4 protein-coding genes are annotated in these 14,548 nt (G+C 63.9%); 1 reads left to right on the top strand and 3 read right to left on the bottom strand.

Annotated features, from left to right (window positions below):
* Positions 1-4: 4 nt before the first annotated feature.
* A complete protein-coding gene (locus ACLJO0_RS36460) occupies positions 5-6,187 on the bottom strand; it encodes a polymorphic toxin-type HINT domain-containing protein (protein WP_410583740.1) in 6,183 nt (2,060 codons plus the stop codon).
* A gap of 142 nt (positions 6,188-6,329) precedes the next feature.
* Positions 6,330-13,037 (bottom strand): LamG domain-containing protein, encoded by a 6,708-nt coding sequence (locus ACLJO0_RS36465; RefSeq protein WP_410584006.1) that lies wholly within the window; start codon positions 13,035-13,037, stop codon positions 6,330-6,332.
* A 646-nt stretch (positions 13,038-13,683) separates the two neighbouring features.
* Between ACLJO0_RS36465 and ACLJO0_RS36470 the strand changes: the two genes are divergently transcribed.
* Positions 13,684-13,875, top strand: a complete 192-nt coding sequence (locus ACLJO0_RS36470) for a hypothetical protein (RefSeq protein WP_410583742.1) — start codon at positions 13,684-13,686, stop codon at positions 13,873-13,875.
* 33 nt (positions 13,876-13,908) lie between these two features.
* Here ACLJO0_RS36470 and ACLJO0_RS36475 read toward each other — a convergent pair whose 3' ends face one another.
* Entirely contained in the window at positions 13,909-14,397 is a 489-nt protein-coding gene (locus ACLJO0_RS36475) for a hypothetical protein (RefSeq protein ID WP_410583744.1), read from the bottom strand.
* Positions 14,398-14,548: the final 151 nt, after the last annotated feature.

Raw genomic sequence — 14,548 nt, forward strand, 5'->3', positions numbered from 1 at the left:
AGCACTACTCTCCATCGTAAACGTCAATGCGAATTGGCGTATCCGGGGCGATGCGCCCATCCCTGATTCTCGCCTGAAGCTCATCTCGACGATGATGTCCTCCAAGAATTGTACCGTCACGAGAAACAAGAATTCCATCGCCAGCATTAGTTTTGTTGATACCGTCCAAAAGTTCCTGGTTGCTCAAGTATTCGTGATACCACTGCGAAGCTGGGTCTCGAGTATTCTGGCCGTCAGTGTACTTCCCAATATCCCCAGCCTTCTCGTGGCGTGCCGAGATGCCACATGGCCCGGTGTTGTGGACGAGGATCGGCGTGGTACCGGCCAGCACGTGGTAGGTATGCAGGGCGTCGATGGTGAGGTTGTAGACGCGCTGACGCTGGGCCTGCCACCGGTCGACCTTGACCACAGTGACGACCGCTCCAGTAGCCGTCCGAAGGGTATCACCGGTCTTGAGATCGGTCGCGTCGGTCCAGGACGCGCTGCCGGGCGACCAGAACGGGTGCTCATCGGTCGCGATGACAACACCGACTCGATCCCCAGTTGGTCCGTCGACGTCGACGGTCAGCCCGACCAAGTTCTTTCGACCTTCTCCTACGATGGTCGCGATTACCGGCCGTGACTCGGTGCGGCCGGTTTCAGGGTCCGTAGCCACGACCTCGTCACCGACCGTGACATCTTCGATCGGCTTCGTCACTCCGCCGACGAGCAGCACCAGAGTACCTGCGACGAAACTATTCGGGGTGGCACAGTTACCTGAGGGCAAACCAGTGTCACCACCTCCCTTGTTTCCCCGTTTGCCACCACCGACCATCCTGGCTATCTCGGCAAGTAGATCCCTGCCAAGCTGCTGAATTCCCGCAGCCTGCTTACACTCGTCATAGTTGTCCACACAATAGGTGGCCGCGATTATCTTCGCACCTTCAAGGTCATTCTCGGTTTCAGGTGCACTCAGGTATTTCCATGCCTTATCGCAACCCATTTCACCAAAGCAAGCATTAACCCCCGGCTCCACATTGAGCGGATGCAGCCAATAGTCCATGGATGCAGCCGGATTTCTAATCACCTTTTCAAACTCGGCCATCAGCTCACTACGTTTTCGCGAACTGGGAGCGTTCTTCTTTTCCCAATCCTTGCGTTTCGACTTAGGCTGCCCCTTTTTGACACCCTTTTGCTCTAATTGCTCGGGGGTGTAGTGGCCGTTGATGTCGTTGCCGACTCGGGGGTCGATGCCGCAGTCGCCGCGCCAGCCGACGCAGTATCCGGGTGAGTCCTCGTGGGCGAGGCCGGAGGGGTCGCTGAATGCGATCGGGTTGTTGATGGAGTAGCTGTAGCCGTTGATCTGTTGCGGGCTGCTCGGGTCCATGATCGGGTCGAGGGAGATGAACCGGCCGAGGTCCGCGTCGTAGCTACGAGCCCCGAGTGTGGTCAACCCGGTCGAGGCGTCGATCGTGCCACCGACGAAGCCGCGTTCACCCGGCATACCGGCGCTTGGACCGCGCTCGGCGCCGAACGGGGTCTGTCGGCGTTGTTTGACCGTGAGGTCGCTGGCGTTGATCGCGACCTGTGTGGTGCCTTGATGGTCGCCAGCGAGCCAGGTCAGGGCACCGCTCTTGCGCATCGCGATGGTCAGGCCACCGTGGGTGTAGTACCTGGTGGTGGTCGCGTTGCCGCTCGCCTTGTCGAGGCGGACTTCCTGCGGTCCGAGGTAAAGAGTGGCGCTGGTCGGGTCGCGTCGGATGAGACGGCTGCCGTCGGCGTCGTAGAGAAAGGTCGTGTCGGCGGTGCCGTCGGTGACCTTCTCGAGCCTGTTCTCGACGTTCCAGTCGAGGTTCTGCTGCCCAGAGGCGCCAGGGCGGGTCTTTGTATTGCCGAGTTCGTCGTAGGTGTATTGGGCTGTCTTGGTGCCCGCGGGTCCCTCAGAGGTGACCGCGTTCAGCAGATGGGGCTTCGGTGTACCGGGTGTGGCGTAGCTGTACTTGCGGGTGATGTCACCGCCGGCGACGTGCTGGGTGTCGCCGGTCCGGTTCCCGGATTTGTCGTAGGCGTACGACTGCCAGTACGGGGCAGGGCCGCCGAGGCCGTTGACTGTAGGTGCCGCGCCGCAGTCGGTGTTGGCGGGTGTCCAGGCTTCGGTGAGGCGTTGGAGGTAGTCGTAGCCGAAGCACTGTTTGTCCGCGAGTTGCCCGATCGGGGCGTTGGAGATTGAGGTGATGTTGCCTGCGGGGTTGTAGTTGTAGCGGGTGTCGGTCTGCATCGGCTGCGGCACTTCAGCATCGACGATCGTGCGGTCCAGGCGACGGGTGTTGGTGTCGTAGTAGAAGGACAGCCAGGCGCGTTTCCCGTTGGTTGCGGTGCTGCTCGATCCACCGAGGTGAAGGCGTTGCGGTTCGCCGTATCGGGTGTACTCGGTCCCGGAGACGTAGGTTTGGAAGTCGTCGTCCACGCCACCATCGGCCGTGAGGACGTTGTTGAGTTCGTCCTGGGTGTAGGCGATGGTCTCAGGCGAGAGATCACCGGCCTTCGGGTAGCCGACGGCTCCAAGACTTCCATCGTCCTTGTACTGCAGCGAAGTCTGGTAGGTGCCGGCCAGTTTCGGGCCCTCGCTCGGCGGAATGATGATCGACGTCGTCGTCGGCTGGTATAGCGGTCCGTAGACATTGACTTTGTTGACGTAGGCGTTGCCGTCGACCCAGCGTGTGGACGACGCGAGCTGCCCGATGCCCTTGAACGCGGTGTCGTAGGCCCACTCGCTGAGCTTGGTACCGGCGAGGGTGTCTTTGAAGACGCCGGTCTTGCGGCCGAGTTTGTCGTAGCGGAACGCGAGTGTGACGTTGCGTGCGTCGGTGCTCGAAGTCTGCTGGTTCAGCTTGTTGTAGGTGTAGGTGGTGGCGCCGCGGTCGGGATCGTCGGTGCGGATCAGAGAGCCGTGGATGTCGTAGGTGTAGGACCAGCGGTTACCGCTGGAGTCGGTGAGTGCGGCGAGTTTGTCCGAGTTGGTGTAGTCGTATTTCGTTTCGTCGTAGTTGTCGCCGGTCGGTTGAGCGCCGTGGTGCTGTCGGAGAGCGCGGGTGCGGCCGCGGGCGTCGGTGATCGTGGTGGTCGCGCTGCCGCCTTGCGGCGGTGTGACGCTGACCGAGTCTCCGCCATAGGTGGTGCTGGTACGCCATTCTTTGGTCCCGCCTCGGTAGGTGGCGGCGATCGCGCGGCCGGCGCCGTCGAAGTCGGTGACGGTCAGACCGGGGACTTCGGTGTCGCTGGCCACCCAGAGGGAGGTGTCGACGGGTTGGTCGTTGTAGTACGGCTGTGTCGTCTTGTAGGCGCGGCCCTGCGAGTCGTAGCGCGTGTCGACCAGCAGCCTGCCACCTCCCGGTGCGGGCGCCTGGACCTGCCGGGTCCGGTAGAGACCGTCGAGGATGGTGGTCGAGGTGACGTAGTTGCTGTTGGGGCCGAACCGCATCGAGGTGATCGAGCTCGGTGCGTTGTTCCGGACGTCGTAGGTGAATCGTGCGCTTGGTTCGGTGGGGTGGTCTGCCCGGGGCCGGTTGGGTTGCCAGACCTCGGCCTTGCGGCCGAGTGCATCGTAGGCGATCTCCATGACCCGGTTGTTGGGGTCGGTGATGGTCCGCGCGGATCCCCACGCCGGTTCGTAGACGGTGGTTGTCTTGTGTCCCAGTGCGTTGGCGGTAACGAGCTGGGTGACCGGGCCGCTGGTGGCAGGGGTGTAGGTGGAGGTGGCGGTGTTGCCGTCGGCGTCGGTGATTTCGATCGCGCGCCCGTGTACGTCGCGTTTGGTCTTCGCGACGGGGCGGTAGATCGGAGTGAAGCCGTTGTATCCGTCGACCTCTTCGGCCAGGGTGACGTCGCCCACCGTGGGCGGGACGCCGGGTGCGAGCGTGTCGTAGGAGGACCGGACGTCGGAGATGGTGTCCCGTGGGTAGACCGGCAGGAATCCGCAGACCGTGGAGAGGGTCTCGACCCGTGACGGGAAGTTCAGCAGCCATCGGCCAGTGTTCTGGGCGTAGGTCGTACTGGTGCAGCGCTCGTCGCCGTTAACGTTGATGTCGCCGAGGTCGTTCACCTTGGTCGGCAGGCCGTTGGGGTCGTAGTCCGTGGTGGTTTTGGTGGTTCGCCAGCCGCCTGATGCCAATGCGGTGAAGGAACGCTGCGTTCCGGCTCGGACGATGTATGCCTTGTACGCCCCGCGGGTCGCCGTGGGGCCTTGCCAGCTGGGTTCGGTGATCGTCTTGCCGACAACGGCGCCGGCCTCGCCGTTCTTGGTGAGGCTTTCCAGCTCCAGCCCCTGGAGCCAGTCCTCGTCGACGTAGGAGCCGCCTTCACTGTCCGGAACGCTGACAGGTCGCGTGCCGTTGTTGGGAAGCTTGTCTCCGTGCATGCCGCGGAGGTATCGGGTTTCGGTGTAGCTGGTCGGTCCGCTGGGGTTGTCGGCTCTACCGGTGCGGACGATGACCTTGCCGAAGCCACGGAACTCGTTCCAGGTCTTGTCTTTCTCAGGCGCGAACTCGGAGGTGGTGTAGTGCCACGCCGCGCCTTCCGGATACTCGTAGTTGGTGACCTGTTCGGAACTGGTGCTCATCCAGTCGGACTGAACGACGGAACCGACTACGTACTTGTGGAAATAATCGGTACGTTCAGCGAAGTCCCGCTTGGTCCACGTCACCGGGAAACAACGCTTGGTGTTGGTTTCCGGCTTGTCCGGCAAGGACGTGGCGGAACAGTCGGCGGGCGCGTAGCTGACTGTGGTGACGCCGCCGGCTTCGGAGACGATGGCGGAGAGCCGGTAGCGGTTGAGATAGCCGACACCGTCCTCTTTCACGACCCGGTTCGGCAGCTTCTTGCCTTCGAACGTCACCTTCGGCAGCGTGATCGGAGTGCCGACATGGCCGACGTGCATGATGGACTTGAGCCAGAGAGCGGCTTTGTTGCCGTCATCGGGATTCGGGAACTGCTGCTCGAGTGTCCAGCTGTCGACGTCGGTGTAGCCAGCGCCCGCGCGGACCTGGGTAGTGATCTTCGCGAGGCGTTCGGTCGACCAGAACGTCGGGCTGTAGTGATCCTTGCACGTGGGGCCGTCACAACGATCGGCCAAGGCGACATCGGGAAAGTTCTCGGGCTTCTCGTAGACGCACTCGCTCCCGGGAACACACCGTTTCGCGGTCGTGAAGGTCACTTTCCCTGCCGCGGGGGCGGGGTCACCCTCACGGAGTCCGTACTGGATCTCTTTGAGCGTCCCGCCACGAACGTACGAGACCGCAGTGTCTTTGACGTTCTGCCCGTAATTGTTGGTCTCGATGTCGTAGCTGTAGAGGATCAGATTCCCGTGCCGGTCGACGACCTTGTCCAGATTCCAGCGGTATGCCTGGACACAGGCGGAGTTGTCGAACGTGTTGTCCGCTGCGTGACACGGTTCGCCAGCATCGTCGCCGTAGACGGGAACGGTCCAGGTCGACTTCGACGCCGGAGCGGACCCAAAGAAATACTGGGTGCCATCGACCGTGGTGATCTTCCAGTACTCGCCGTCACGAGCACCATTGTGTGCACCGGTGAGGTGCTCGATGCGCGACCCGTTGTCGCTCTTCTGCCGCCACACCTTCTTGTCGGTGTCGTGGATGAGCATGCCGCCGGACCCGTTGTAGACGGCGGTGGCGTTGTCGCTCTTCCAGCAGAGGTCACCGACCTTCGGTGGGGTGGTTCCGCCTTCTTTGTCGTCCTGGCAACTGCCGTAGGTACGTTCGACGAAACCGGGGTGCAGGTCCCATCCCTCGCCGACCCACGACGCCTGGTTGTTGGTGGCGCTCGTGCGTCCGTCGACCGTCGAGGAGTTGTAGGACAAGGCCAGGTTGGGTTGCAGATCACCGGGTGCGGGTGGTACACGCAGCGGGTACGACCAGGTGAAGTCACCGGTCTGCTTCGACACATCCCACGTCGCCGAGGGCGACAGGGACGTCGCGCTGCTAGTACCGCCACCGTCGGGTGTGGTGGATCCCGTGGGCTGGTTCCCAGTGAGCGCAGCCAGGCTCGCATCGTCGAGGTTTCGCCCCTGCATAGTCTGCTTCGTCACCGGAGTCGAGTTGACTTTCGGCGAGTCGACACTCCAGCCATTGGCCGCGTTCGCGACCTGCGAGGTGCTGACGCCGGTCACGACCAGCGAGCAGATCAGCGCCATGGTCAGGGTTCTCGAGCTACGGCGTGTGGACGACTTCGGTCGCATCAGTTCTCCAGGCTGGACGCGGTGAGACCCTGCCCCACGGCCTGGGGAGTGCCTCAAGTGGCTGTAGTCGATCGGGGTCGCGAATTCCGGTGGCGATCTATCCGCCGCCGGTTCCCGTCGGCGGTGCGGGTTCGCGCCCTACCGTGGACCCGCTGCTCGCTGCGGCGAAGACGGGCTCGACCTGGGGAAGTTTGGTGATGACGTAGCCGAGCAAGCGGTCGTTGCCCATGGCGCCGCAGTTGTCGCTGGTGTTCGTCATCGATTCGACACTGCTACTGCCGCACCGATAGAGCATCTGCACGTCCGGTCCGTCCGGCGGCTGTGTCCACAGCTGTCCGAGCGGCCCGATGACGTTCTTGCCCTCACAGTTCGTGTCGAGTGACACGAACTGGTCCGCGTCGTTCACGCACGCGGTCAGCGGTTGCGTTCCGGTCTGCGGCAGCAGCGGCAAATACCCATGCCGGAACTCGGCGTAGTAGCCGGGGCGTGCGGCTTGTGTGGTGCTGAGGTGGTCGTAGGCGGCGTTGTTGTAGTACCGCACGAGTGGTGCGTAGGCGAGGGTGTAGCCGAGGAGTGCTTCCTGGGTCGCTCCCCCGCAGTCGGCCTGGCGGCTGTCGAAGTGCCCGGCCGCCGAGGTGCATCGGTAGACCGGGATCGTGGGGATGTTGGTCGGCTGCTGGGTGTAGACGGAGCCGATCTCGCTGATCTTGGTCTTGCCCTCGCAGGCGGCGTCGGTCGAGGTGAAGAAGTCCGTACCGGATTGGCAGGAGTACAGCACACGGGTGTGGGGCTGTGCGCTGTCGATGAGCATGCCCAGGCTTTCCTCGAACCGGTACCCGGCCGCGGGGGCGGCATTCGTGCTCGCCGTCCGCTTGCGCCCAGCCGCGTCGACATAGCTGCCCAGCTGTCCGCCATCGGGTGCGGGGAAGCTGCCATAGGTTCTGATCGCTGCTTCGGAGGCCATGCCGTAATGGGCGTAGACCTCGTCGATCATGCCGGGGAAGAATTCGGCTGCCTTGCCGTTGGTCTTGCCGCGGCCGATGACGAAGGACCCGTTCGCCTGCCAGAGGACGACACCGTCCTTCTTACCGGCGAACTGCCCATCGACATAGAGCCGGAGCTGGTGGGCCGCCTGGTCGTAGATGCCGGTGAGGTGTGTCCACCGGTTCACGACTGCCGGGTCGAACGAGCTGACGTAGGACACCGGTGACACGTCGACGTCCTGCGCGGTCGCACCGAACGTCCACCGCCCGGCTTCCGGCCGATACTGCAGGGCGAAACCGCTCATCCGCGCCCCGTCCTGCGACATCACGGTCGCGACCTGATCGGTACGGGCAAGGTTGGCCCACGCGGACACGGTGAAACTGTCCTGCATGGCCAATCCCCGCTCCGGCGCGGTGGCCTGCCCGTCAGTGCCGTTCAGCTTGAGCGCGGTACCGCTCACACCCGGTACGAAGGACGCGCCACCGGCCGGGACGACAGTGTTGCCGCGCCAGCTGTAGTCCTTGCCGGTGCCGTTGTCGAACCGCCAGGCCCCGCCGTCACCCCGGGGGATGTCATCGTGCACCTTGCGCACTTCGGCGTCGGTGAGTGCTCGGGAAAAGGCCCTCATGTCGTCGATTCCTTGCGGGAAGAAACCAGCGTTCCCACCGTTCCAGCGTGCCCTGCCGATCGAGAAGGCACCCGCCGACGGAATCGTCGTAACACCCACCTGTGCCGCGCTTTGCACGCCATCGACATACAGCCTCAGCTGCCGGAACTGAGCGTCATACACCACGGCCAGGTGCACCCACTGATGCGCCTGAGGAGCCTGGCTGGCCCACAGCGCGACAGCCGGGGGGTTGTCTTTGTCCTCGCTGGGTACGACGACACGCCACTTCTTCGCGCCCCCGTCGTATTGGACCAGGAACGCGCTGACCCGATTACCGTCCTGCCCGAACACCGAGTAGTAGCCGCCGTCGGTCTTCGTCAGCTGCACCCAAGCCGCCGTTGAGAAGCTCTTCGCCGTATCCAGCACCGGCCCAGAGGTCTGCGCGTAGCCGGTGGCCCCGTCCAAACGCAACCCCGGCGTGTTCATCCCGCCGCCCCACCCGGCACTATCCTTCAACGCCACGGTCAATCCACGACCACTCGCGTCCAGGGCCACCTGCCCGGCGTTCTCATCGAACCGCCAGTGCCCCGCATCCGCGACCGGCAACGTGGCAGTACCACCGTCACCGGCGGGATACGACTTGTACAGACCCGACACCCGGTCCTTATCGAGGGCTGTCGTGTAGACGCGGACATCGTCGACCCTGCCGGTCCAGAACTGGCTCGGCTTGTCCGCGGTCAGACCACGACCGATCTGAGCACCACCGGACGCCTGCCAGCGCCCGTTCAACGTCGCGTCCCCGACCCGCTTACCGTTGACATACAGCCAGGTCTTCTTGGTCTGCCGGTCATAGGTACCAGCAAGGTGGACCCAAGAATTCATCTCCGCGGGGAACGCCGGCACCGCCGCTCTCGCGACCGTAGTGTCCGTGTCGGTCTCCGCCATCTCGAACACCCATTTACCGCAGGCATTGGGATTCTCGAATTCACCACCGAAACAGGTCGCGTTCATCTCATCGGCCACGTGCCCGAGCCGGAACTTACTGGTCCGCTCGCCATCGACACTCAGCGCCGTAAGCTTGGAGACGATGTCGGATCTGCGGTCCATGTAAACCCACGCCGACACACTGAAACTCTCGTCAGTCCGCAAGTCGACACCCGTGGTTCCGATGGCGCCGGTCTTCCCGTCGAACTGGACGGCGTTCCCGACCCGACCGGGTGCGAACTGCGTACCGGGCTCGAGTGTTCCGGTGCGGGCGCCGGTGGAGTCTGACACCTTGATGCCGCCGGATTCGTCAAGCTGCCAGTTGTGCACCAGGGTGAGGTCCTGCCCGGACATGGTGCGGATCTCGTCGGTGAACAAGGTGCGGCTGTATACCTTGACGTCGTCGACCGCGCCACCGAAGTGGTCCAGCCAGTTACCTGCCCACTTGCCGCGCCCGATGTCGAACTCGGTCGTCGCGTTCCACCTCGCGGTGAAGGTCGCTGTCCCGGACAGGGTGCCGTTCACATACAGCTGCATCTCGCCGGTGTTGCTGTCGTAGTTCGCGACGAGATGTGTCCAGACACCGGTCTGGACCGGCTGCGCCGAGCGTGCGCGGACGACTGCGGTCGGTGCGGTGCTGTCAGGGCCGTGCATCGCGAAGGCCCACCTGTCATCGGCAGTGCCGGTGTAGCCGATGTTGAACGCGGACACGTTCTGCCCGCTCTGGCTCAGCACAGCACCCCAGCCCGGGGTCTTGGTGGTCATCTTGACCCAGGCGGCGACGGAGAAGCTCATGCTGCTGTCGACCGGCGAGGGTGCGCTGACGTGGTCGTCGACGCCGTCCAGCTTCACCGCGAGATCGGTCTGATCCGGGTAGCTGGTTTGCCCCGCTATCCACTGGGCACCGTTTTTCGCGGATGCGTGTTTCGCCATACCCGAGGTGTCCTGCGCGTCGCCATCGAGCTTCCAGGTGGCGGCGGTGACATTGTTCTGCGCGACGATGCCCTGGATCTCCGCGAGGTCAAGAGTGCGGCTGTAGGCACGGACCTCGTCGATACCACCTGCCCAGTAACCGAGCGGTGTCCCGTACTTCCCTCGGCCAATGGCGAAAGGACCGGCGGAGTGCCACGGCGCCGCAGGCGCCGAAACGCTCGCGACCTGCTTCCCATTGACGACGAGGGTAAGGGTTTTGGCGGTCGCGTTGTACACGCCGGCCAGGTGTGTCCATGGCACGGTCTGCACCGTGTTCGCCGCGGACTTGGCCTCTGCCGCTGTGCCGCCGGTGGCGTCACCGGGGTTCATGCCGAAAACCCAGGAACCGTTGATCTGTTTGAGGTAAAAGCCGCTCACGGCCGTGCCGTCCTGGGAGACGGCGGTCATGTCACCGAGCTTGTCCGGCTTTACCCAGGCAGTGATCGCGTAACTCTGATCGGTCCGCACCACAGGACCTGACGTCGCCGCATAGCCCTTGACTCCGTCAAAGGTGGCCGCACCGTTGACCGCCCCCTGGGGAGCGAACCTGGCACCAGGTTGCAGAACCGCCATCTCGCCGCCCGCGGCCGCATTGCGCGCGGTCGTCCCGTCCGCGTCGTCGAGATTCCAATAGCCCGCGGTGACATTGTCCCGGGTGACCGCGGACTTGACCTCGGCATCGGTCAGCACCCGGTCATAGGTACGGATCTCGTCGACCGCACCGGCCAGATAGTCCGACCCGGCGCTGTTGACGATCGCGCGCCCGACCGCGAACTCGTGGGTCGCCGGCCACGGGGCCGTCCACGTCGTACTGCCTTGGAGATCGCCGTTGACATACAGCCGGATCTGCTGTGCCCCGGAGTCGTAGACACCGGCGAGATGAGTCCACGTGTTCGCCTGCGCCTGGGAGAGCGAGGACACCGTCGTCGGTGCCGTGCCCGGGTCGTTACCAGGCCTGAACTCCAGCGCCCAGCGATCGGTCGCGGTGCCGGTGTGCCCGAGCTTCACCATTGCCGTCGTCGACGCGTTCTGGCTCAGCAGCGTCGACCATCCTGGCTTCTTCTCCGCAAGGTTCACCCAGCCAGAGAAGGAGAAACTAGGGTACGTGCCCGCTGAGATCGGCGCCGTCATGTAGTCGTCAACACCGTCCAGCTTGATACCAGAACCGGTACTGCCCGGCACATAGACCGTCCCGCCGTGCAACGTCGCGTCGCGGAATCCGAGGGTCGCGGTGTCCTTCGTGTTGCCCTCCAACGACCACTGCCCCAACGGGCCGTTACCCGCCCGCACATAGAAGTGGTGCGTCTGCACAGGACTGGGATTCCCGGCACGATCGACACTCCGCACATACAGGTCACGCGGCCCATCCCCAGGCGGAGTCAGCTTCACATAGGCCTTACCACCGAGAGCGACTGCATCGACCTTCGTCGTCGGCGGATCCGCCCAGCCATAGAGATAGTGATCGACATCGGTGACCGTCGTAGTCGCGTCGCTCGCATCGAACTCGAACACATCCGGCACGCCGACACCACCGTGCCAAGCATTGTCCGCCTTGTAGAGCGACGCTGTCACAGTCGGCTCATTACCGATACCCGTCCGGTCGACGATGAACGGGCCCGGCCCATTCCTCCAATCACCACCATCAGCGGAATCGTGACCCCACATCGTCCATGAAACACGCTGCCCATTCCGCTTCGTCAAATCGACATCCGTGCTGTGATAAGCGCCAGACGCCTGGTAGGTGGCGGGCGCACGTTGATCAGGGGCACCACCGTAGATGTCCCAGACCGGGCGAAGCTGATCGTTGCCGTCCGGGTCCGACAGCCTGCTCAACAGTCGGATAGACGGGTCCCCGACATACGGCACCCCGTCACACCAGCGACACGGCGCGCGCAGCGGCGGATCGGTCTTCATGTCATACGGCGGATTCGGCCTCGTGTTGTAGGTGATCTGCAGGATCGTGCTCGGCACGTCGTACCTGCGCCAAGCATCGGAGTCCGACTCGGACTTCGCCTGCAGGAAGTAGGTCGAGGGGCCATTAGGGTTGACGTAGAGGCCAACACCGAACCCTGCGGGCTGATTGCCCGGACACGAGTCCCAGCTACCGGGCACCCAGGATGTACTGACTTCTTGCCCGCCCGGCTGGTTGTTCCAGGTGACCCCCCAGTCGAGATTGCGGTCGGCGATGAAGAGCTTGTGCTCGTTCGCACCACAATCCGGACCATGAACCACGGCGGTATTGAAATTGACCGTCTTGATGAGTTTGCCGGCCAGGAAGCCCGTATCGAACTGGAAGAAGGTACGAGCGAGATCGATGTCTCTGCATTGAGCCCATGTGCACTTTCCGACCTTCGCCCACGCGTCACCGTCACCCGTGCCGTTGACATAAGGCATGTCAGGATGCCCTCGGAACACCTTCGCCCACATGCTCTGTCCCGGCGACCGCATGTCAGGGTCGACCACGACCGGGTACCGCGTACTCGGGGCCGTCAACATCGCGGCGTTCGGCTTCAACGTCATCGTGGAGCTGTCGACCGCGACATCGACGGGCGTGCTCGTGCTCTCGCGTCCTCTGGCGTCCCACATGATCGCCGCCGGTGCGACGAAGACCTTCTGCCCGGCGCCATCGACGGCCTGAACCCGCCCGGTCCCGTCCGACATGAGCTGCACGCCCTCCGTCTCAAGCGCGAGCTTGATCGACGCCAGCGCTGGGTTACGTCCTGCCTCCGGCGTCTTGACCACGAAGCGTTGGTTGTATCCCTCAGCTTCGGCCTGCATCTCCAGGTCGACGCCGGGCAGCACCTCCCGATACCTGGCCGTGCTGCCGTCAAGCTCAGGCTTCGGCAACACGCCAGGCCACCGCAACGCGAGACGCTTACCATCACGCGAGAACCGCACCAGCGGCCCCTCGGCTCCACCGGCCGAAAACGCCACATCAGCCACGGCAGCCTTCGGCCTGACCGTGCCATCCGACACGGACGCCAGCGCTGTATCGACAGGAACCCAACCGTCACGCTTGCGGACCCGCACAGGCTGCGGCGACAGCTGCGCCGTCAACGTCCCATCCGGATTAGCCAGGACCTTCTTCGCCTCGGCGGTCTGATCGGCCACTCCGACCGGCGTGCCCTGCAACCGCGCCGCCGCGAACGCGCTAGCGGCGTCCGGCGCTTCCGCCACGGGAACGACCGGGGTCGGCAGCGAACTCTTCGGTGAACTCGCCGTCACCACGACGACGCCAGCGAGCATCAGGAACACCATGGGTAGCGTGCGCAGCCTGAAGCCACGCGCCACTGACGGACGCAACATTGGAAAAATCCCCTCAGACGGCCAACGCGCGTCCCCGACGCCACGCGACCACAAAGTCATCATGACTCTTCACGACCACTATCGAGTGAAGGAAGACTCCATCAGAGTGAATGATCATGGAACATGATCTGGCATTTTTCGGCGACTCGTCAGATGCTGCCGGTTTGCCGCATTTCCCCTACGTTATGTTGGAACTTTTCTGACCTATTACTTACTGCGTGACCGGGACATCAATTACGCCATCCGCGCTACTGCTACGCCCCGAACCCAGCATTCGCTTCAAAATCCACGCCAACCAACCAAGAAGCTTCATCGATGGACGCCGATGGATTGTCAAGCCGATGAAGGGGCACTGCTGATCAGGGGCGGCTCGGCTCCGCCCGCAAACGATCCGCGCGAGTCGGCAGCTCAGGTCCGGCAGCAGCAGACAGCCCCACCTGATCGACAATTCTGGCCAGCCAGACCTCCTGCTGGCTGTCGCGGTCGCCTGGAGGATCAAGCCCGCCACCACGGACTCCGGACTCGACAAGATCGCCTCCCAGTTCGTGGCCGTCCCCACGGGACGTGCTGCCCGACGCGGCTCACCGACAGCCTGAGAGTGGATGAGGGCCTGAACCACAAAGCGCACTGGCACAAGCCCGGTACGGCCGTGCAGCTCACGGCGTATGGGGCGAGAAACTCTTCTGAGACCCTGCGGCAACTGGACGAGATGCGGGAACGCACCGACCAGCTGATTGCCCACATCACCGACAACCTCAACCTGGTCCGGCGCGTTACAAACCGTCGCTGACCGCCGGGCGTCACCCGCCTCAGCCCGCCAACCTCAGCGTTCGCTCTCCGCGGATGACGCGGGCCGGGCGCTGCCAGAGTCGAGGCGATACAGGACGTCGGGGGCGCTGACATAGGAATGCAGCCGGTCGACGTCGAGCGGGTCAGCCGGGGTCGCGGGCACGGACAGTTCTGCGTCGAGTTCGCCAGCGGCGACTTCGGCGCCGTTGAGTAAACCCAGCCGGGCGTTCTGATGGGCGAGGAACCGGGCGGTCGGGAAGCTGGGGTGGCAATAGGTGGTGGCCTGCGGCACGACCCAGATCGCGACGCCGCCTTTGCCTTCGGTGAGACGGAAAGGAACCCCGGCGCGGGAGTACGCCTTGCGGTCGTCCATCCACGGCTGGGAGCTGCGGCTGCGGTCCGCCCGCCCCAGCACGCCCTTGCCCCGGCCAACCTGGAGACTGCCAGCGCCGCAGCCCTTGGCATCGATCAACAACCAGTCACACCCGGTCACCACGAGGTGGTCGATGTTGCTGCCGCCCAAGTGATCGGCTTCAGCCCGGCGCCGCTGATGTTGTTCAGCCCGACCAGGTCATGGAACACATGCACCTCGTCCTGTGAGACGACACCAGAGTGTCAGTAGCCAAACGACATTTGAGTGTCAGTAGTTCGTCGGCGTGTGCGTGCATGTCTAC

Source organism: Amycolatopsis sp. lyj-108, from assembly GCF_046549005.1.
Lineage (GTDB): Bacteria > Actinomycetota > Actinomycetes > Mycobacteriales > Pseudonocardiaceae > Amycolatopsis.

Bases quoted from the DNA above. Each gene is read 5' to 3' on its own strand.
- ACLJO0_RS36460 (WP_410583740.1), bottom strand. From the start codon at position 6,187: ATGGCGCTGATCTGCTCGCTGGTCGTGACCGGCGTCAGCACCTCGCAG.
- ACLJO0_RS36465 (WP_410584006.1), bottom strand. From the start codon at position 13,037: ATGGTGTTCCTGATGCTCGCTGGCGTCGTCGTGGTGACGGCGAGTTCA.